We start from the raw sequence: 20,954 nt of genomic DNA on the forward strand, positions 1-20,954 counted from the left end.
AATTATTTAGATGTTGAGATTGTAGTGATTTTAGCATCACCCCACAAACCTTCAATATCATAAAATTCTCTAATTGATTTTTGAAAAACATGAACAACTACGTTTACGTAGTCCATTAAAATCCATTCAGCAACAGATTCACCTTCTACGTGCCATGCTTTTTCTTGACCTTCTTTTCCTACAATTTTTTGTACAGAATTGGATATAGCTTTTACTTGAGTGTTTGAGTTTCCTGAACAAACTACAAAATAATCACATACAGTATTGTCTATTTCTCTTAGGTCTAATAGTTGGATATCTTCTCCTTTTACCTCTTCAATTCCTTTAATGATGATAGAAATTAATTCGTCGGTACTTATATTTTTTTTAGACATTAAATTTTATTTAATTTGTGGCAAAGTTATCGTTTTTTCCGTAACAAAACACGAAATAAAACCTTGTTTCCATTATATTTTACAAATGCATATAATCAAACTTGATGCCATTGAATCTACCAGTACTTTTTTGAAAGAATTAGTGACAAAACAGGTTATGGAAAATTATACAATTGTTAGTTCTGAAAGCCAATTTGGAGGTAGAGGACAGATGGGAGCAAAGTGGATTTCGGAACCAGGGAAAAACCTTTTATTTAGTGTGTATATTAAGGACTTAGAGCTAAGTACAAAGAATTCTGTGTTTCTGAATTATGCCGTTTCAATTGCTTTGTATGAGTCTCTAAATGAATATGGAATTCCTAATTTAAGAATAAAATGGCCTAACGACATTTTGGCAGGTAACAAAAAGTTATGTGGCATATTAATAGAGAATTCTCTTAACAATCATGTTGTTAAAAACACAATTATTGGAATCGGTTTAAATGTAAATCAACAAATATTCCCAGAAGATCTTAGTAGTGCAACTTCGATGAAAAATTGTATCGAAAAAACTATTGACAGAGAGAATTTGTTAGTTTTTGTTGTAAAAAATATAAAAAAGCAGATAGAGAAATGTAACTCAGAAAATTTCTTGAAATTGAAAGACACCTATCTCTCTTTGCTTTATAAAATGGAGATTCCCGCAATGTTTAGGAATTCTAGAAAGGGAGTTTTTATAGGGAAAATCGTAGGCGTAAATTCTAAAGGGGATTTAGAAATAGAATTAGAAGATGAGTCTGTGGAAAATTTTGGGCTTAAAGAAATTGAATTTTTACGTTAAGCCCAAATAAATTATAATTTTTCAATATTATCAATCAGCGTTTCCATGAATTTTGATAATGGTTTTTTAACCATCATGCTAATCATCGGGTTGAACTCACCGTTAAAAAACATCTGTACATCAGAAGAATCTGAAGTAGTTTCATTAATGTTAACTTCAAGGGTAAATGGCATTTTACTACTTGCAGCTCCTAAAACAATTTTAGAATTTGGTGTTTTTTCTTTTAAAACCAATCTAATTTCTGGCATTCCTTTAAGTCCGAAAATGAATGAGTCGTTGTCTATTTCAAATTTTTCAATACTTTCAGGCATTAATCCTTCATAAGAATTCAATTGTTCTAAAGTAGTAAAAAGATATTCAGATGATTTTGATACAGTAATTTTTCGACTTTCTAATTTCATAGGATGCGGTTTAAATATTTGTTATTGGTTCCAAGTGCTTGGAGATTCTCTCCATTCTGATAAAGTATCTAATTCCTTTTTTGAGATATAGCTATCTTTATGAGCTTGTTTTAACATGTTTTCATAATCACTTAAAGTAGTTAAGTCTACGTTTGCTTTTTTAAAGTTTTCAAGTGCTACTTCAAAACCATAAGTAAATATGGCAATCATACCTTTCACATTTACATTTGCAGCATTTAAAGCATCCACAGCAAGTAAACTACTCATTCCAGTGCTTATTAAATCTTCTACCACTACAACGTTACTTCCGGTTTCCAAGAATCCTTCTATTTGATTCTGACGACCGTGCTTTTTTGCTTCAGGGCGCACATATACAAAAGGAACTCCTAGTTCTTGAGCTACCAATACTCCAATAGCGATTGCCCCTGTGGCAACCCCAGCAATAACATCTGGTTTTCCGTATTTTTCTACAATGGCTTTGGCCATGTTTTCCTTTAAGAAATTACGAATAGAAGGGTATGATAATGTGATTCTATTGTCACAATAGATTGGTGATTTCCATCCAGAAGCCCATGTAAATGGCTCTTTAGGTTCTAATTTTATTGCTTTAATTTGTAAAAGCAATTTTGCTGTAGCATTTGCTGTATCTTTGTTCAAAATCATGTTGCAAATGTATAAAGTTTTTATGAATGATAAGCCAATTATCATTGCCGATTCTTCACAGAAATTAAAAAATTGTAAAGTATTTGAGTTTGATGAAATTAAATTCACAGAAGTACAAGCACTTATAAATTCAGAGGATGTTTCATGTGTTTTTTTAAAGTCAAGGGATTTAAATAAAGACTGGATTTCTTTTCAAGAGAACTTTAAAGTAATAGAGGCAGCTGGAGGAAAAGTATTGAATGCTGAAAATGAAATACTGTTTATTTACAGGTTTGATACATGGGATTTACCAAAGGGACATATAGAAGTTGGTGAGGATAGGAGAACCGCCGCAATTAGAGAAGTAGAGGAGGAGTGTGGTATTTCTGGATTGTCTATTTTAAAGTCTTTAGAAACTACCTATCATTCATTTTATTATAAAGAAGAGCTGCGTTTAAAAGTTACCTATTGGTATTTGATGGAAACTACTTATAACGATAAATTAGTTGCTCAACTAGAAGAAGGAATTACAAAAGTAGCTTTTAAAAAAGGAGAAGATTTAGTACAGGCTTTAGAGAATACATATCCTAATATTAGATTATTATTTTAATAATTTATTAATCTAAAGATTTCATTTTTTTGATAATTAACCTGCTTAAAATCGGGACTTTTGTTTTTTTAGGTTTCATATTGCCAGTGCAAATAATAGCTGTACTTTTGCAATTCAAAAAAAACACGAGAAATGACTGAATTTATTAGAAAAATTGCTCAAAATCCTAAAGATGATATATTAGCTGGGGTTACAGTTTCTTTGGCAATGATTCCTGAAGTGGTAGCATTTGCATTTGTTGCTCAAATAGATCCATTAGTAGCGCTATCAGGGGCTTTTATGATTGGTTTGATAACGGCATTTTTTGGAGGTAGACCCGGTTTAATTTCTGGTGCTGCAGGTGCTGTAGCCGTGATTTTTGTAAACATGATTGCTGAAGGTCATTCGAAAGGGATGTTGTTCGATGCGCCAGTTGAGAATATGGGGTACTTTTATCTTTTAGCGGCGGTTGTATTGATGGGGATCATTCAAATAGGAGCAGGAGTTTTGAAGCTAGGAAGATTTGTAAGATTGATTCCGCACCCGGTAATGATGGGGTTTGTAAATGGTTTGGCAATTGTAATCTTTATGGCTCAAGTGAGAATGTTTTCACATAAAGAAATGTCTGTTGCAGCTGATGGAGTAAAACAATATCTCAATATTCCAATGGAGGGAGTGGAATTGTATACGATGCTTGCTTTGGTTGGGTTAACGATGGGGATCATATGGCTCTTACCAAAAATAACAACCAAAATCCCAGCGGCCTTAACAGCTATTTTAGTAACAACAGCAGTTGTTGTATTTGGTGGTTTGGATGTAAGTACGGTTGGTTCTTATATTGTTGAAGGTGGAGGAGAAGGGTTAAAAGGAGAGTTTCCTACGCCAAATACGGATCTTTGGAAGAATTTACCAATCAATTTAGATACGTTAAAATTTATATTGCCATATGCCTTCTTGGCGGCGTCAGTTGGTCTGATTGAATCATTGATGACGATGAATCTAGTTGATGATTTGACGGAAACACGTGGAAATGGAAATAGAGAATGTGTGGCTCAAGGTGCTGGAAATATTGTAAGTGGTTTGTTTGGTGGAACTGGTGGTTGCGGAATGATTGGGCAAACAGTTATTAATATCAATGCAGGAGGTAGAGGTCGTTTGTCTGGTATTATGATGGCTCTAACTTTATTGACGTTTATTTTGTTTACAGATAAATATATTGAACAGGTTCCGATTGCCGCATTAGTTGGAGTGATGTTTATGATGGTTATAGAAACTTTTGCTTGGTCTAGTTTTAGAATTATTAGAAAAATTCCTGTTGCGGATGCTGTGGTGTTAGTCATTGTTTCTGCGGTTACTGTTGTTTTTGATTTAGCAATTGCAGTATTTGTTGGTGTAATTATCTCTGCGCTAGTTTTTGCTTGGGAAAATGCCACTAAAATTAGAGCGAGAAAACGTGTAAAAGAGGATGGAACAAAAATTTATGAAATTTGGGGGCCTTTGTTTTTTGGTTCTGTTTCAGGATTTTTAGAAAAGTTTGATATAAAGAATGATCCAGATCACGTAGAAATTGATTTTGTGGAGTCGCGTATTAGTGATCACTCTGCGATTGAGGCTATTTCTAATATAGTTGCTAAATACGAAGAAGCGGGGAAAACAATTCGTTTGAAACATTTAAGCGAAGAGTGTAAGATTTTGTTAACAAAAGGAGATGATAAATTTGAGCGTTTGATAATTCAGGATATTGATGACCCTCGTTACCATCTTGCTGCCAATCCAGAAAGATTTACTAAAGGACTTTATTCTAAATAAAAAGCTACGATGCAGCGTTACCTAAATTTATATTATCAATACTTAAATAGATCTGGATTATTTCAGTTTTTAGGTAAAAACTTGTTGAAATTAGGTGCTGTTGTTGCTTTGTTTTTTGCAACGGTATTTTTGTTAGAGAAGTTTGTGATTTCTTTGAAAGAGGTTTTCTCTATTATTGTGGATAACGTTGAAGCTTGGATGGTTTTTGTGATATTTATTGTTTCAGAATCATTCCTTGGGTTGTTGCCTCCTGATTTTTTTATTGTATGGACTAAAGAGTTGGGAGGAGATATTGGTATTAATCCTTGGTTGCTTACATTATTCTTGGCTTGTCTTTCCTATGTAGGAGGATTGATTTCCTATTTTATTGGAGCCAAATTAATTCATGTACCTAAAATACATGATTGGGCGCTTAAGAAGTATGGGGAACTGTTTAAGAACCTGAAAAAATGGGGAGGTTTTTTTGTTGTTATCTCTGCCTTATTGCCTATTCCGTTTTCTATCGTACTTATGATTTGCGGATTGACAGGATACCCATTTAAATGGGTAGTGTATTTAGGCTTATTTCGATTTTTGAGGTTTGGTCTGTATGCAATTTTTCTTTTTACACTAGTTTAATTCGTTTCCAAAACACTGTTTGGAACAAGAATACTAGCGTCACCATTATTTCTCATAATGTCTCTAACGATACTTGAACTAATATAAGAAGTTTCTGCACTTGTAAGTAAAAAAACAGTTTCAATCCCAGATAATTTTCGATTGGCAATGGCAATTGCTTTTTCAAACTCAAAATCGGCAGGATTTCTTAAGCCTCTTAAAATAAAATCAGCATCAATAGTTTTGCAATAATCAACGGTTAATCCTTTGTAAGTAGTAACTGTGATTTTGGGTTCGTCTTGAAAGGTTTTTTTGATAAAATTCATGCGTTGCTCAAGGGAGAACATATATTTTTTATCTGCATTGATTCCAATTGCGATAACAATTTCATCAAATAAAGGTAAAGCTCTGTTGATAATGTCATAATGACCTAAAGTGATAGGGTCAAAAGATCCTGGAAAAACTGCTTTTTTCATAATACTAGGTGTAATAATATCAAAGATACTATTTATTGTTTAGAGTTTCTGTGGTGGTTTAAATATCCGCTTGTTTGATAAAGTCTTCGAATTCGTAGAACCAAAGTTCAAAAGCAGACATGTTTTTATTAAAAAACTGAAAAGCATTACCCCATGTATTCTGGTTGTAGATACTGAATTTTTGATCTAGTTTTACGTAGACTCGAGAGATTTTTTTTCCGGTTTCTTCTAAAACATGCTGTTCATCAAATATAACTTCAGGAATATAGTCGTTTTCTGTAACGGTTTTTAAAGCAGCTACTTGTTGGTACAATAAATCTCTTTTGGTTTCGCTATTGGGTTCTATATCCAAAAGGACCATTGCCGTTTTGTTGTCTGCATAAAATTTAAAACTAAAGCCTTTGATTTTTGTATTGTATAGGAGCCATTTTCTTGGAAACGATTTGCCGTAACTTGTCCAGAAATGTTTTCTTAACCTAGCTGCTTCTTCTTTGCTAAACATGATTTTAATTTGAATGCAAATGTAAATTATTAATTACGATAAGTTGTAATTGAATCGGATTCTTTAATTGATATTCCTGCAGTTTACGGCTTGCTTGTTAAAAAAAAATCGTCGCTACCAGAGTAACGACGATTTTAGTCAGTTTGGGTAAAATCAATTACTTGATCATTTTATAGCTACGTTTGATAAAATTAGTCAATTCCTCACCATGAAGTAAGTTTTGAGATAATTTTGCTAAATCAAAAGCTTGACCAATCAGTTCTTTTTGGATCGCTTCATCTTTATTGTCAAGAATTTCTTTTACTAAATCATTGTTTGTATTTACAACCAAATTGTACATTTCTGGCATGTTTTGCATTCCAAACATTCCACCGCCACCGGTCTGACTCATTTCTTTCATTCTTCTCATGAATTCTGGTACAGTGATGCTAAATGGATTTGCGTTTGAATCTAAAGCTTCCAATTGAACGGTGTAGCTCTCTTTTGGCACATTTGCTTCAATAATAGGTTTTAACGCTTCTTTTTCTTCATCAGAAAGTTTGCTGATTTTCTCTTCATCCTTTTTGATAAGGTTGTCGATATGGTCAGAATCTACACGAGTAAATTTAAGTTTTTCATTACTTGCTTCAATTTTCTGAATTAAGTGAGATACAATAGGAGAATCTAAAAGTAATACTTCGTAACCTTTTTCTTTAGCTTCTTGAATGTATCCGTGTTGTGCTTCTTTGTTGGCTGCATACAATACAATTGTATTTCCATCTTTGTCAGTTTGAGCAGCTTTAATTTTTTCTTGAAGTTCTTCAATAGTAAAGAAAGTATCATCTACTGTTGGGAACAAAGAGAATTTTTTAGCCTTGTCGTAAAATTTATCATCAGACAACATTCCGTACTCAATAATTACCTTGATATCGTTCCATTTTTGTTCGAAATCTGCTCGGTCTTTTTTGAATAATGATGTTAGTTTGTCTGCAATTTTTTTAGTGATATATCCAGAAATCTTTTTTACAGCACCATCAGCCTGTAAGTAAGAACGAGATACATTTAAAGGAATGTCTGGTGAGTCAATTACACCTTTTAACATTTGTAAGAAATCAGGAACAATTCCTTCTACGTTATCTGTAATAAACACCTGGTTTTGGTATAATTGAATTTTATCCTTTTGGATATCCATGCTTTGACTTAATTTAGGAAAGTATAAGATTCCTGTTAAGTTAAATGGATAATCAACATTTAAGTGGATGTTGAATAATGGCTCTTCAAATTGAGTAGGATATAATTCTCTGTAAAAAGAATTGTAGTCATCCGCTTCTAAATCAGATGGTTTTTTTGTCCATGCTGGGTTCACATTATTGATGATATTATCAACAGTAATTTGCTTGTGCGGCTCTGTAGTTTCTTTTCCATCAGCATCCGTAGTTGTCTGCGGAGTAAATTCTGGATCATTGATTTCTTTAGTTCCAAACTTAATTGGAATTTGATTGAAACGATTGTATTTGTTTAAAAGCTCATTTATTTTAGAGTCTTCTAAAAAGTCTAATGAGTCTTCCGCAATATGAAGTATAATTTCAGAACCTCTTGTTTCTTTTTCAACAGGTTCAATTTCATAATTAGGAGATCCATCACAAGTCCATTTAACAGCAGCTGGATCTTTGAAAGATTTTGTAATAATTTCAACTTTATCGGCAACCATAAAGGCAGAGTAAAATCCTAAACCAAAATGACCAATAATTCCAGAATCTTCAACTTTGTCTTTGTATTTGTCGATAAATTCTTCAGCTCCAGAGAAAGCAATCTGGTTGATGTATTTTTCAACTTCTTCTTCGTTCATACCAATTCCTTGATCAATAATTCGAAGTGTTTTGTTTTCTTTATCAGCAATAACTTCTACAACTGGATTACCATACTCTTCACTTCCAGCTTCACCCATAGTAATAAGGTGTTTCATTTTTGAAGTTGCATCTGTAGCGTTTGAAATTAATTCACGTAAAAATATTTCGTGATCAGAGTACAAGAATTTTTTAATTAACGGAAAGATATTTTCTACCGATACATTAATGTTTCCTTTAGCCATAATTATATGTTTTAATTATTATTTTAATTTAGAATACCATTTACTTGACAAAAAAAATACCAAAAAGAGTTTTCTGACTACAAGACAGTGTTGGCTGACAAGTTGGCATTTGAAGATAAAGTTATAAGCATTGCCTATTGGACCATTAATTTATATGATTTTAAAATATAAATTATCTGTGTTTTGATTGTTAAGTTTGTTAAAACTAATGCTTTAAGTTTTTTGTAAATTGATGTTGTAAGTGGGGAAGAAAATATTTTTATTTTTTTTGAAAAACATCTTGCTAGACGTAAAAGGTTTTGTATATTTGCCAACGCTTTTAGTGGATGGTTTTTGTACCGAAGCTAGTATAAATAAAATAAGATTTTTAAAAATATAAGTAATGCCGAAAAGAACATTCCAACCATCAAAGAGAAAAAGAAGAAACAAACACGGTTTTAGAGAAAGAATGGCTTCAGCTAATGGACGTAAAGTTTTAGCTAGAAGAAGAGCTAAAGGAAGAAAGAGATTATCTGTTTCATCTTCAGCTAGACCAAAAAAATAATGAATATTTAATTCATATAAAACAGGTGTTACTATTTATTAGTAACACCTTTTTTTTGAATAAACGAATCAGAAGTAAGTTAAAAATTAAAGGTGCTGATTACCTTTTCGTTATAAAATTAATAGGATGCCAAAAAACAAAAACATTAAGTCGGTTTTAATTATAGGTTCTGGTCCAATTGTAATTGGACAAGCATGTGAATTTGATTATTCAGGTTCTCAATCTATACGATCTTTAAAGGAGGAAGGTATTGAGGTGACATTGATCAACTCTAACCCTGCAACAATTATGACAGATCCGTCATTAGCGGATAATGTTTATTTGAAGCCGTTGACTACAAAGTCAATTATTGAAATCTTAAAAAATCATCCAAACATTGATTCGGTTTTACCTACAATGGGTGGTCAAACAGCGTTGAATCTTTGTATTGAAGCTGACGAAAAAGGAATTTGGGAAGATTTTAATGTAAATATGATTGGTGTGGATATTGACGCCATTAATATTACAGAAGATAGAGAACAATTCCGTGAGTTAATGGGGAAAATAGGTGTTGATATGGCGCCTCAAGCAACGGCAACATCTTTCTTACAAGGAAAAACAATTGCTCAAGAGTTTGGTTTCCCATTATGTATTCGTTCTTCGTTTACTTTAGGGGGAGCAGGAGCTGCAATTGTTTATGATGAAGCTGATTTTGATGATTTATTATCACATGGTTTGGAAATTTCTCCAATTCATGAGGTGATGATCGATAAAGCAATGATGGGATGGAAAGAATACGAACTTGAATTGTTACGTGACCGTAATGATAATGTTGTAATCGTTTGTTCTATTGAAAATATGGATCCAATGGGAATCCATACTGGAGATTCAATCACTGTTGCACCGGCAATGACTTTGAGTGATTCTACTTTCCAAAAAATGCGTGATATGGCAATCCATATGATGCGTTCAATCGGTGATTTCGAAGGAGGATGTAACGTTCAGTTCGCAGTTTCTCCAGATGAGAAAGAAGATATCATTGCTATTGAAATTAATCCACGTGTATCTCGTTCTTCTGCATTGGCATCGAAAGCGACTGGATACCCAATAGCAAAAATTGCAACTAAATTAGCTCTAGGGTATAGTTTAGATGAGTTGAACAATCAAATTACAGGATTTACTTCTGCTTTGTTTGAGCCAACTTTGGATTATGTAATTGTAAAAATTCCTCGTTTTAACTTCGATAAATTTGAAGGGGCTGATAGAACTTTAGGTCTTCAAATGAAAGCGGTAGGAGAGGTAATGGGAATTGGACGTTCTTTCCAAGAAGCATTGCACAAAGCAACACAATCATTAGAAATTAAACGTAACGGTTTAGGAGCGGATGGTAAAGAGGAAACTCATTATGATACGATTATCTCTAAATTAACTTATGCATCTTGGGATAGAGTATTCTCTATTTACGATGCAATCAAAGCTGGAATTTCTTTAAGTAAGATTCATGATATCACTAAAATTGATATGTGGTACTTAAAGCAATATGAAGAGTTATTTACTTTGGAAAAAGAAATTTCTTCTTTCAAATTAGATACTTTGTCTAAAGACTTGTTGTTAGAGGCAAAGCAAAAAGGTTACGGTGATAGACAAATTGCACATATGTTAGGTTGTTTAGAATCTGAAGTTTACAAAAAACGTGAGGAGTTAAACATCAACCGTGTGTATAAATTAGTAGATACTTGTGCTGCTGAGTTTGCTGCACAGACACCATACTACTATTCAACTTTTGAAAATACCATGACTACTGCAGATGGAAAAACTTTTTCTGCAAATGAGTCTGTTGTTACAGATAAGAAAAAAGTAGTTGTATTAGGTTCTGGACCGAATAGAATTGGTCAAGGGATTGAGTTTGATTACTGTTGTGTACACGGTGTATTAGCTGCAAAAGAAGCAGGTTATGAAACTGTAATGATCAACTGTAACCCAGAAACTGTTTCTACAGATTTTGATACAGCTGATAAATTATATTTTGAGCCTGTGTTCTGGGAGCATATTTATGACATTATTCGTCATGAGAAGCCAGAAGGAGTGATAGTTCAGTTAGGTGGACAAACAGCATTGAAATTGGCTGAGAAATTAGAAGCGTATGGTGTAAAAATCATGGGAACTAGTTTTGAGGCGTTGGATTTAGCAGAAGATAGAGGTCGTTTCTCTGATATGTTAACATCTTTAGAAATTCCTTTCCCACAATTTGGAACGGCTACAAATGCTGATGAAGCATTAGAGATTGCAGATAATTTAGATTTCCCAATATTAGTTCGTCCATCTTATGTATTAGGAGGGCAGGGAATGAAAATTGTAATTAACAAAGAAGAATTAGAAGCTCATGTTGTTGAGTTATTGCGTTCTATTCCTGGAAATAAATTATTATTGGATCACTATTTAGAAGGTGCCATTGAAGCTGAAGCTGATGCAATTTGTGATGAGGATGGTAATGTTTACATTATCGGAATTATGGAGCATATTGAGCCTTGTGGAGTACACTCTGGGGATTCAAATGCTACGTTGCCTCCATTTAACTTAGGGGAATTTGTAATGAATCAAATCAAGGAGCATACTAAAAAAATAGCGGTTGCTTTAAAAACTAAAGGATTGATCAATATTCAGTTTGCTGTAAAAGATGATACAGTATACATTATCGAGGCAAACCCAAGAGCATCTCGTACGGTTCCATTTATCGCAAAAGCTTATGGGGAACCTTATGTGAACTATGCAACAAAAGTGATGTTAGGAGCAAATAAGGTAACTGATTTTGATTTCAAACCTGAATTGGAAGGTTTTGCAATCAAGCAACCAGTTTTCTCTTTCAATAAGTTCCCGAATGTAGATAAGAAATTAGGACCTGAAATGAAATCAACAGGTGAGAGTATCTTGTTTATAGATGATCTTAAAGATGATGCATTTTATGAGTTGTACTCAAGAAGAAAAATGTACTTAAATAAATAAAAGCGAATCGCTTTTGAAAATTAAAAAGGCTTTCCATTTGGAAAGCCTTTTTTTATCTAATACAGTGAGTTTGTTTAAGAGTTGTAGTAAAATTGTACGGTTGCTATTGTTGAATGAAACCAGTTTCAATCCAAGTATTTAATAAATCAATATTAGACTGTGCTAATTTTGAGCTGTTTTTAGGCATATTACCGCTTTCAATTCTGCCTATAGAACTGCTTGCCCCTGTTGCTTCAAAAGCCGTTTTTACTAAAGAGTAGCTTGTAAGTGTTGGAGAGGTTGCTCCGCCATGACAGTTAGTTGTGGCGCAACTTTGATTGACCAAGGGAGCAATGTCATTAACATAACTGACGGTTACCAATTCTCCAGAGGGATATCCGGAATTTATCCATTCTTGCAGGTTGTCTTTGTCTTCTTGTGTTAAAGCTGGCACACCAGCCTTTGGCATCCTTCCTGATTCTATTTCTCCCCAGGAATCATCAATTGTAAATCCATTTTTAACTTCAGTAAAAGTTGTTAGTGCCACTTGACCTGCTGGGTTGTTACCACTATGACAACCTGTCGTTGAACAACTTTGTGCCATAATTGGTGCAATGGTATTGTCATAGGTTTTCGCGCTAGTTGAAGCGATACCTGTACCTGAAACACTAATTGTAGCAGCGGTACTGGTTGAATTTGATGTAATAGCCATACTTCCATTATAGCTGGAGATTGTTGTTGGACTAAACCCAACGGTAAAGGTTTTAGAAGTTCCTGTAGCAATACTACCAGAAGTAGGGGTAACTGTAAAACCTTCAGGGGTAGTGATGTTACTGATAGTAATTTCTTCGGTCCCTGTATTTGTAACTGTAAATGTTTTTTCGGTGGTTTGGGTAACTTCTACATTTCCGAAACTTAAAGAGGTTCCAGAGAGTTGAGTTGTAAAAGTCTTTGTTTCGATTTCTTCAGAACTTGAAGAGGAGCAGGCCCCAAATATCAATATGATAGATAGTAATGCCGCGGCTGTGATTTTTTTCATAAATAAGTTTAGTTTGATTTTTGGTCGATTTAATAGCATCATCTTACAAAAGATGATGTTATTAAAATTAATGATTTTAATTGATATAGAGAAACCATATGAATTATGAGAGCAAAATTTGATGTCAATTCGATACCTTTGCTTAAAAGAAATTGACAATGAATTATATTTTATTTGATGGCCCAACAAGGGATAATCTATTGCCGTTTACATTTACCAAACCTGTTTCTGAGATGAGAATAGGGGTTCTTACAATTAAAGAAAAATGGGAGAAATTGCTTGGTTGTACTGTTACTTATCTGACAGAAGAATATTTGGAATCCAAATTTCCTATAGTTGAGTTTGATGAAAATATTTATATTGATGCTTCTGTGATTCCTAATAAAACGCTAGCCACCGAGATAAGTTTTCTTTGCGAGAATCAGGCTTTGATGAGTAATGAAGATATGATTGCGTTTTTTGCTTCAAAAGAGCAAGAAGAAATAGATTTTGAATCTTACGAATTGGTAGAGTTTCAAGATGAATTTTATAAACTAGAAACAAAATCAGATATTTTTTTAAATAATTATAAGGAGATTAATGAGGATTTCAAGTTGTTAAAAGGAGATAGAACTTCTGCAGAAATTTCTAGTACCAATACAATAGTAGGAGCCCGAGATAATGTATTTCTAGAAGAAGGTGTTGTTTTGGAGTGTGCTGTGATTAATGTAATGGACGGACCTGTGTACATTGGAAAAAGTGCTGTTGTGATGGAGGGATCCTTACTAAGAGGTCCTATTTCAATAGGAGAGAATGCTGTTGTAAAGATGGGGGCTAAAATATATGGAGGAACAACAGTGGGGCCTAATTGTACGGTTGGAGGAGAAATTAAGAATGTGGTCTTTTTGGGGAATTCTAATAAAGGGCATGATGGATATTTAGGAAATTCTGTAGTAGGAGAGTGGTGTAATTTTGGGGCTGATACCAATGTTTCAAATATGAAAAATAACCATAGTGAAGTAAGTGTATGGGATTATGCAGAAAATGATTTTGTGACCACAGGTTTGCGTTTTTGCGGTCTGTTTCTGGGAGATTACTCAAAGTTAGGAATTAACACAATGATAAATACAGGAACAGTTATTGGCGTTTCATCAAATGTATTTGGATCTGGTTTTCCTTCCAAGTTTGTTCCTTCGTTTAGTTGGGGGGGGAGTGAAGCACAACATGAGTACGAAATGGAAAAAGCTATTGTAGATGCACAAAAAATGTGTGAATTGAAAAAAGGAAACTTTGATATTAAAGATAAAGAAATATTAAAACATCTTTTTGAAGCGACTAAAGTTTACAAAAACTAGTCATAAAAAAAGCCTTTCATTTGAAAGGCTTTTTTTTGTTTTTATGAATCTTTATTTTTTTTCAGGTAATACTTCCCCTTTTATTCTCAATACTTTTTTAGGCTCTGAGGCATTTGAGGTTAACGTTACCGTTTTAGAAAAACGTCCTACTCGGTTTGTTGCATATTTTACTCTTATTTCTCCAGATTCTCCTGGCATGATTGGTTCTTTATCATAGGTAGGAACTGTACATCCACAGCTACCTTTTGCATTCGCAATAATTAGTGGACTTCCTCCTGTATTGGTAAATTTAAAAACTCTATTCCCATCAGAGTCTTTTTCTATGACACCATAGTTAATTACTTCTTCTTCAAATTGAAATACTGCAGCATTTGCATCAAAATCTTCAACGGGTTGTGCTATTGGAGAATTAAGTGAATCTTTTGGTACAGTGGTTTCTTGTGCATTGATAGCAAAAGTCCCTGCAAACAAGGCTATAGCCATTAATATATTTTTCATAATTATAGTTTTACAAAAACAAAAATAAACATATTTATGACCCTACAAAATATAGGTTTGTTAACTTTTTAGTTAAAAGAGATAATTGTACTTTTGCCATCACCTAAAAAGTTAAGAAGACTTTTAGAATAAAAAGAAAAATAATTTCAATTCATTTCAAATGATCCCAAATAAATACAATCCGGAAAAAGTAGAAGATAAATGGTATAGCTATTGGATGGAGAATGGATATTTTCATTCTACACCTAACGAAAAAGAGGCTTACACTATTGTCATTCCTCCACCTAATGTAACGGGTGTATTGCATATGGGGCACATGTTGAATAATACCATTCAAGATGTTTTGATTCGTCGTGCTAGATTGAAAGGTTTCAATGCATGTTGGGTACCAGGAACGGATCATGCTTCTATTGCTACAGAGGCAAAAGTAGTAGCAAAGTTGAAAGAAGAGGGGATTCATAAAGACGATTTAACTCGTGATGAGTTCTTAAAACATGCTTGGGAATGGACTGATAAACATGGTGGAATCATTTTAGAGCAACTTAAGAAATTAGGTGCTTCTTGTGATTGGGAGCGAACAGCTTTCACTATGGATAATGATTTGAGTGAAGCAGTAACTAAGGTTTTTGTTGATTTATATGCGAAAGGACTTATTTATCGTGGATATAGAATGGTGAATTGGGATCCTGAAGCAAAAACAACATTATCTGATGAGGAAGTTGAGTTTGTTGAAAAACAAGGTAAATTATACTACATAAACTATAAAATAGAGGGATCTGAAGAGACAGTTACTGTTGCTACAACAAGGCCTGAAACTTTATTAGGAGATACTGCAGTTTGTATCAATCCAACAGACGAACGTTTTGCACATTTAAAGGGGAAAAAAGTTATCGTACCTATTGCAAATAGAGTCATTCCTATCATAGAAGATGAATATGTAGATTTAGAATTTGGTACCGGGTGTTTGAAAATTACACCAGCGCATGATCAAAATGACAAGGCGATTGGAGAGAAGCATAATTTGGAAGTGATTGATATTCTGAATGATGATGGATCTTTAAATTCTTTAGGGTTACACTATGAAGGGAAAGATCGTTTTGTAGTTAGAAAAGAAATTGCTGAAGAATTAGAATCTTTAGGCGCATTGGTAAAAACAGAAAAGCACATCAATAAGGTGGGGGTTTCTGAAAGAACTAAAGCTGTAATTGAACCAAAAATATCAGTACAATGGTTCCTTAAAATGGAAGAAATTGTAAAGCCTGCGTTGGACGCTGTATTGAAGGATGAGGATATTAAATTTTATCCGAAGCATTATAACAGCACTTATAAATATTGGTTAGAAAATATTAGAGATTGGAATATATCTCGTCAATTATGGTGGGGACACCAAATTCCCGCATATTTCTATGGAGAAGGTTTAGAAGACTATGTAGTGGCTGAATCTAAAGAGGAAGCATTGCAAAATGCTCAAGAGGTAACAGGGAATAAAGAATTGACTTTAGACGAAATCAAACAAGATCCAGATGCTTTGGACACATGGTTTTCATCTTGGTTATGGCCAATTTCGTTATTTGATGGAATAAAAAATCCGGATAACGAAGAATTTAATTACTATTATCCTACAAATGACTTGGTTACTGGGCCGGATATTATTTTCTTTTGGGTTGCTAGAATGATTTTTGCAGGATATGAGTTTGCAGATGCTAAACCATTTAGCAATGTTTATTTTACGGGAATTGTAAGAGATAAGCAAAGAAGAAAAATGTCTAAATCTTTAGGAAACTCACCGGATCCGATTGAGTTGATGAAAAAATATGGCGCAGATGGTGTTCGTACAGGGTTGTTGTTAAGTGCAGCAGCTGGAAATGATTTATTATTCGACGAAGAATTATGTGAACAAGGACGTAATTTTTCTAGTAAAATTTGGAATGCCTTCCGTTTGATTAATGGATGGGAAGTTTCAGAAGCAATTGAACAACCAGCATCTTCTAAAACAGCGATTGCTTGGTACAACGCAAAGTTCCAAAAGGCATTGTTAAGTATCGAAAAGTCATTTGAAGAATACAGAATATCTGAGGCTTTGATGACAATTTATAAATTGATTTACGATGATTTTTCTTCATGGTTCTTAGAAATGATCAAACCTGGTTACCAACAACCAATTGATGCGGTTACCTATAAAGCTGCTATTTCTTGCTTAGAGGATAATCTTAAGGTTTTGCATCCTTACATGCCTTTCTTGACAGAAGAAATTTGGCAACACTTAGAGGAGAGATCAACAGAAGAAGCTTTAATTATTGCAGAATATCCGGAATTGGTTTCTTTTGATGAAAAAATTATCCATGATTTTGAGTTTGCTTCAGAAGTAATCTCTGGAATAAGAAAAATTAGAAAAGATAAAAATATCAGTTTTAAAGACGCCATTGAATTATCTGTTTTAGACAATGAGAAGTCAAGTGCCACTTTTGATGCTGTTATTGAAAAACTAGGGAATACTTCAAAAATTAATAAAGTTGATGCTGCTGTTGAAGGAGCTTTAAGTTTTAGAATCAAATCAAACGAGTATTTTATTCCAATTTCAGGAGCCATTAATGTAGAGGAAGAGATTGCAAAAATTACCGAAGAATTAAAATATACTGAAGGTTTTTTAAAGTCCGTTCAAAAGAAGTTAAGCAATGAGCGTTTTGTAAATAACGCCCCTGAAAAAGTGATTACCTTAGAGAGAAATAAGGAAGCAGATGCTTTGGCTAAAATAGAAACGTTAAAGGCGAGCCTTGCTGCACTATAATAATTAAAGTATATTAATTTCAATATTAAAAAACAGAATCATGAGCTCATTTGATACATTTTCAGAAGTAATACAAACTAGTATTGCAGCAGATGATTTTGTTAAAATTACTTTAAGTAAACCGCTTCGTAAAAACGATGGATTAAGAAATATCTATGTTCGACTGGTTTTGATTAAAGAGGAAGTAAAAATGTCTTTCACCTATCATTACAAAACTAATGATCAGGTGAAGAACTATGGAATTAATGAAGGGATTGAAGAGTTGCAAAACTTTTTATTAACTACCTTTAGAACAGCTGTAGTTTTTACACTGAGAGAGGATTTACAAGTTTTTGTTTCAAAAAAGAAAGTTGTTTCATTTAAAAAAGGGGCACCAAGTTTTACGAATAAGCCACCGATAACACACGATAAACCAAAAGAAAAACGTGCGGAAATGGGGGCGTATTTGCGTTATTTAGGGGTAACAGATGCTAGTAATACTGTGATTCCTAAAATGGCTGATAAATTCCGTCAAATAAACAAATATTTGGAAATCATGGAAGGTTTGATTTCTAATGCTAAATTACCGAAGCAGATTCAAATTGTGGATATGGGATCAGGTAAAGGATATTTGACTTTCGCTTTGTATGATTATTTGGTAGTTCAAAGAAAAATGAACGTTACAGTTACCGGAATAGAATTACGAAAAGAATTAGTAGATTACTGTAATGATGTTGCTGAAAAGTGTGAGTTTGAGAATTTAAAGTTTGAATGCAAACCAATTCAAGAATATGAAAATAAAAAAATTGATATTTTAATTGCCTTGCACGCATGTGATACTGCTACTGATGATGCTATAACGAAAGGAATTATGGCAAGGGCAGGTTTGATAGTTTGTGCTCCTTGTTGTCATAAACAAGTGCGTCAGTCCTTAAAAGGGAAGGAGCAGGAAGATCCTATTTTAAAATACGGAATTTTTAAAGAGCGTCAATTTGAAATGGTAACGGATACTATTCGTGCATTGATTTTAGAGAAGAGGCACTACCAGACTAAAATTTTCGAATTTGTATCCAATGAACATACACGTAAAAATGTAATGTTGGTTGCAACAAAATCTAATAAAGAAGTTGATGAAAAGGCTTTGAATCAGAAAATTAAGGGAATCAAAACTACTTATGGTATTGAGGAACATTATTTAGAAACTCAAATAAAATAGACTTATCGTTTTAAGTAAATTTTTTTTATTGCTGTTTAATCTATTTTTTCTTTTGAGCCAATGTCGAATAATCAAAACGTGAAACCTAATTTTAATATTGTTTTAGTCAATCCACAAATTCCAAATAACACGGGGAATATAGGACGTTTGTGTGTGGGTAGCTTGAGTACATTGCACTTGGTAAAACCTTTGGGCTTTGAAATTACAGACAGTCGCGTAAAAAGAGCAGGTTTAGATTATTGGGGCGATTTGAATCTTTCATATCATGAGAATTTTGAAAAATTGATAGAAAGTATACCAGATATCTCTAGAGTCTTCTTTTTTACAACACGTGCGGAGAAGGCTTATTACGATGTGGACTATAGGGAAGGAGATTGGTTGATTTTTGGAAGAGAATCAGATGGTTTATCTCAAGATATTGTAGATACCTATATAAAACAATGTATTAAAATTCCTTTCCCAGGTACTGTGCGAAGTTTTAATTTAGGGAATGCCGTTGCAATGGCTTTAGGAGAAGGTTTGCGTCAGCTTCAAAAACAATAGAAATTACTTTAATACCTTAAGTATTCTTACATTTTCAGGCATATATCATGCTTTTTATTTATTTTTGCAAAAAAATAAAAAATCATACAATGCTTTCAGTATCAAACTTATCAGTTCAGTTCGGTAAACGTGTTTTATTCGACGAAGTAAATACAAAATTCGTTCAAGGAAACTGTTATGGAATTATTGGGGCCAATGGAGCCGGTAAATCTACTTTTCTAAAAATATTAACGGGTCAATTAGAGCCTACTTCAGGATATGTTTCTTTGGAGAAAGGTAAAAGAATGTCTGTTTTATCTCAGGATCACTTTGCTTTTGACGAATTTCCAGTTTTAGAATCAGTAATGATGGGGAACAAGGAAATGTTTAGTGTAAAGAAAGAAATTGATGATTTGTATGCCAATTATACAGATGAAAATGCTGATAAAATTGGAGAACTTCAAGTTACATTTGAAGAAATGGGAGGTTGGACTGCAGAAAGTGATGCAGCCACGCTTTTGTCGTCTTTGGGAATTAAAGATGATATGCATTATACGCTTATGGGCGATTTGGACGGTAAACAAAAAGTACGTGTATTAATAGCTCAGGCTTTGTTTGGTAATCCAGATGTATTGATTATGGATGAGCCAACCAATGATTTGGATTTTGAAACAATTGCTTGGTTAGAGCATTTTTTGGCAAATTATGAAAATACTGTAATTGTTGTTTCTCATGACCGTCACTTTTTAGATGCTGTATGTACGCATATTTCAGATATTGATTTTGGAAAAGTAAATCAATACTCAGGAAATTATACTTTTTGGTATGAGTCAAGTCAGCTAGCTGCCAAGCAAAGAGCGCAACAAAATAAAAAGGCAGAGGATAAAAAGAAAGAACTAGAAGAGTTTATCCGTCGTTTTTCTGCAAATATGGCAAAGTCTAAACAGGCTACCAGTAGAAAGAAGATGATTGAAAAATTAAATGTTGATGATATCAAGCCTTCAAGTAGAAGATATCCTGCGATCATTTTTGAAAGAGAACGTGAGGCTGGAGATCAGATTTTAAATGTTGAGAATTTATCAAAAGAAATTGATGGAGAAGTTTTGTTTCAGAATGTAAATATCAATTTAGCAAAGGGAGATAAAGTTGCGGTAATATCTAAAAGTTCTAAAGCGGTAACTTCTTTTTATGAAATTTTGAATGGTAATTTGGATGCAGATTCAGGTTCGTTTGATTTTGGTGTGACTACAAATCAATCTTATTTACCATTAGAAAATGCAGAGTTCTTTCAGAATGCTGAGTTGGACTTGGTAGATTGGTTACGTCAATATGCTAAAACTGAAGAAGAGCGTGAAGCGGTTCATTTAAGAGGGTTTTTAGGTAAAATGATTTTTAGTGGGGAAGAGGCATTGAAAAAATGTAACGTTCTTTCTGGAGGAGAAAAAGTGAGATGTATGTTGTCTCGTATGATGATGGTAAGAGCAAATGTTTTAATGTTAGATGAGCCAACCAATCACTTAGATTTGGAATCGATTCAGGCATTGAATAACTCTTTGACTAATTTTAAAGGTACTGTATTGTTCTCTACGCATGATCATGAGTTTGCGCAAACTGTTGCCAATAGAATTATTGAAATTACTCCTAAAGGAGTGATTGACAAATATGCTACATTTGATGAGTATTTGTCTGATCCGAAAGTAAAAGAACAGAGAAAAAAGATGTATAGTTAAAGACCTACATCTTATTTATATTAAAAAAAGCATCTCTTTAAAGAGGTGCTTTTTTGATTTTG

19 protein-coding genes are annotated in these 20,954 nt (G+C 33.4%); 11 read left to right on the forward strand and 8 right to left on the reverse strand.

The window, feature by feature from the left end:
• Positions 1-2: 2 nt before the first annotated feature.
• A complete protein-coding gene (rsfS, locus tag AC2DZ0_RS02010) occupies positions 3-374 on the reverse strand; it encodes a ribosome silencing factor (protein WP_484643351.1) in 372 nt (123 codons plus the stop codon).
• An 85-nt stretch (positions 375-459) separates the two neighbouring features.
• Between rsfS and AC2DZ0_RS02015 the strand changes: the two genes are divergently transcribed.
• Positions 460-1,194 (forward strand): biotin--[acetyl-CoA-carboxylase] ligase, encoded by a 735-nt coding sequence (locus tag AC2DZ0_RS02015; RefSeq protein WP_484643352.1) that lies wholly within the window; start codon positions 460-462, stop codon positions 1,192-1,194.
• A gap of 11 nt (positions 1,195-1,205) precedes the next feature.
• On the opposite strand, the gene AC2DZ0_RS02020 is transcribed toward AC2DZ0_RS02015, so the two are convergent.
• Entirely contained in the window at positions 1,206-1,595 is a 390-nt protein-coding gene (locus AC2DZ0_RS02020) for an SRPBCC family protein (protein WP_484643353.1), read from the reverse strand.
• A 21-nt stretch (positions 1,596-1,616) separates the two neighbouring features.
• Positions 1,617-2,258 carry an orotate phosphoribosyltransferase gene (gene pyrE / locus AC2DZ0_RS02025; RefSeq protein ID WP_484643355.1) on the reverse strand — a complete coding sequence of 214 codons (642 nt, stop codon included), beginning with the start codon at positions 2,256-2,258 and terminating at the stop codon, positions 1,617-1,619.
• A 7-nt stretch (positions 2,259-2,265) separates the two neighbouring features.
• Between pyrE and AC2DZ0_RS02030 the strand changes: the two genes are divergently transcribed.
• The 3 genes from AC2DZ0_RS02030 (at position 2,266) to AC2DZ0_RS02040 (ending at position 5,253) form a co-directional block, all read left to right on the forward strand.
• A complete protein-coding gene (locus tag AC2DZ0_RS02030; RefSeq protein ID WP_484643356.1) occupies positions 2,266-2,847 on the forward strand; it encodes an NUDIX hydrolase in 582 nt (193 codons plus the stop codon).
• A 132-nt stretch (positions 2,848-2,979) separates the two neighbouring features.
• Entirely contained in the window at positions 2,980-4,635 is a 1,656-nt protein-coding gene (locus AC2DZ0_RS02035) for a SulP family inorganic anion transporter (RefSeq protein WP_484643357.1), read from the forward strand.
• A 9-nt stretch (positions 4,636-4,644) separates the two neighbouring features.
• The gene (locus tag AC2DZ0_RS02040; RefSeq protein WP_484491368.1) at positions 4,645-5,253 is read left to right on the forward strand and encodes a YqaA family protein; all 609 of its coding nucleotides are present in this window, start codon (positions 4,645-4,647) and stop codon (positions 5,251-5,253) included.
• On the opposite strand, the gene coaD is transcribed toward AC2DZ0_RS02040, so the two are convergent.
• The 3 genes from coaD to htpG all read right to left on the reverse strand — a co-directional run bounded on the left by coaD (position 5,250) and on the right by htpG (position 8,281).
• Entirely contained in the window at positions 5,250-5,708 is a 459-nt protein-coding gene (gene coaD, locus AC2DZ0_RS02045) for a pantetheine-phosphate adenylyltransferase (protein WP_484643359.1), read from the reverse strand. The genes AC2DZ0_RS02040 and coaD overlap by 4 nt on opposite strands.
• 58 nt (positions 5,709-5,766) lie before the next feature.
• Complete coding sequence (locus AC2DZ0_RS02050) at positions 5,767-6,210, reverse strand: DUF4268 domain-containing protein (RefSeq protein ID WP_484643360.1); 444 nt, start codon at positions 6,208-6,210, stop codon at positions 5,767-5,769.
• A 157-nt stretch (positions 6,211-6,367) separates the two neighbouring features.
• Complete coding sequence (htpG, locus tag AC2DZ0_RS02055; RefSeq protein WP_484643361.1) at positions 6,368-8,281, reverse strand: molecular chaperone HtpG; 1,914 nt, start codon at positions 8,279-8,281, stop codon at positions 6,368-6,370.
• 382 nt (positions 8,282-8,663) lie between these two features.
• On the opposite strand from htpG, the gene rpmH reads away from it, so the two are divergent.
• Together rpmH and carB are read left to right on the forward strand one after the other, a co-directional pair.
• A complete protein-coding gene (rpmH, locus tag AC2DZ0_RS02060; protein WP_484491372.1) occupies positions 8,664-8,825 on the forward strand; it encodes a 50S ribosomal protein L34 in 162 nt (53 codons plus the stop codon).
• Positions 8,826-8,951: 126 nt separating this feature from the next.
• Complete coding sequence (carB, locus tag AC2DZ0_RS02065; RefSeq protein WP_484491373.1) at positions 8,952-11,807, forward strand: carbamoyl-phosphate synthase large subunit; 2,856 nt, start codon at positions 8,952-8,954, stop codon at positions 11,805-11,807.
• 103 nt (positions 11,808-11,910) lie between these two features.
• Here the strand turns inward: carB and AC2DZ0_RS02070 are convergent, their stop codons facing one another.
• A complete protein-coding gene (locus tag AC2DZ0_RS02070) occupies positions 11,911-12,825 on the reverse strand; it encodes a choice-of-anchor D domain-containing protein (RefSeq protein WP_484643363.1) in 915 nt (304 codons plus the stop codon).
• Between the two features lie 158 nt (positions 12,826-12,983).
• On the opposite strand from AC2DZ0_RS02070, the gene AC2DZ0_RS02075 reads away from it, so the two are divergent.
• Complete coding sequence (locus tag AC2DZ0_RS02075; RefSeq protein WP_484643364.1) at positions 12,984-14,159, forward strand: GlmU family protein; 1,176 nt, start codon at positions 12,984-12,986, stop codon at positions 14,157-14,159.
• 51 nt (positions 14,160-14,210) lie between these two features.
• Here the strand turns inward: AC2DZ0_RS02075 and AC2DZ0_RS02080 are convergent, their stop codons facing one another.
• Entirely contained in the window at positions 14,211-14,657 is a 447-nt protein-coding gene (locus AC2DZ0_RS02080; protein ID WP_484491376.1) for a DUF1573 domain-containing protein, read from the reverse strand.
• Positions 14,658-14,817: 160 nt separating this feature from the next.
• Between AC2DZ0_RS02080 and AC2DZ0_RS02085 the strand changes: the two genes are divergently transcribed.
• The 4 genes from AC2DZ0_RS02085 to AC2DZ0_RS02100 all read left to right on the forward strand — a co-directional run bounded on the left by AC2DZ0_RS02085 (position 14,818) and on the right by AC2DZ0_RS02100 (position 20,892).
• Positions 14,818-17,445, forward strand: a complete 2,628-nt coding sequence (locus tag AC2DZ0_RS02085; RefSeq protein ID WP_484643366.1) for a valine--tRNA ligase — start codon at positions 14,818-14,820, stop codon at positions 17,443-17,445.
• 40 nt (positions 17,446-17,485) lie between these two features.
• The gene (locus tag AC2DZ0_RS02090; RefSeq protein WP_484643367.1) at positions 17,486-18,640 is read left to right on the forward strand and encodes a class I SAM-dependent methyltransferase; all 1,155 of its coding nucleotides are present in this window, start codon (positions 17,486-17,488) and stop codon (positions 18,638-18,640) included.
• Positions 18,641-18,718: 78 nt separating this feature from the next.
• A complete protein-coding gene (locus AC2DZ0_RS02095; protein WP_484643369.1) occupies positions 18,719-19,183 on the forward strand; it encodes a tRNA (cytidine(34)-2'-O)-methyltransferase in 465 nt (154 codons plus the stop codon).
• A gap of 89 nt (positions 19,184-19,272) precedes the next feature.
• The gene (locus tag AC2DZ0_RS02100; protein ID WP_484491380.1) at positions 19,273-20,892 is read left to right on the forward strand and encodes an ABC-F family ATP-binding cassette domain-containing protein; all 1,620 of its coding nucleotides are present in this window, start codon (positions 19,273-19,275) and stop codon (positions 20,890-20,892) included.
• The last annotated feature ends 62 nt before the right edge of the window (positions 20,893-20,954 follow it).

Source organism: Flavicella sp. IMCC45668, assembly GCF_057219105.1.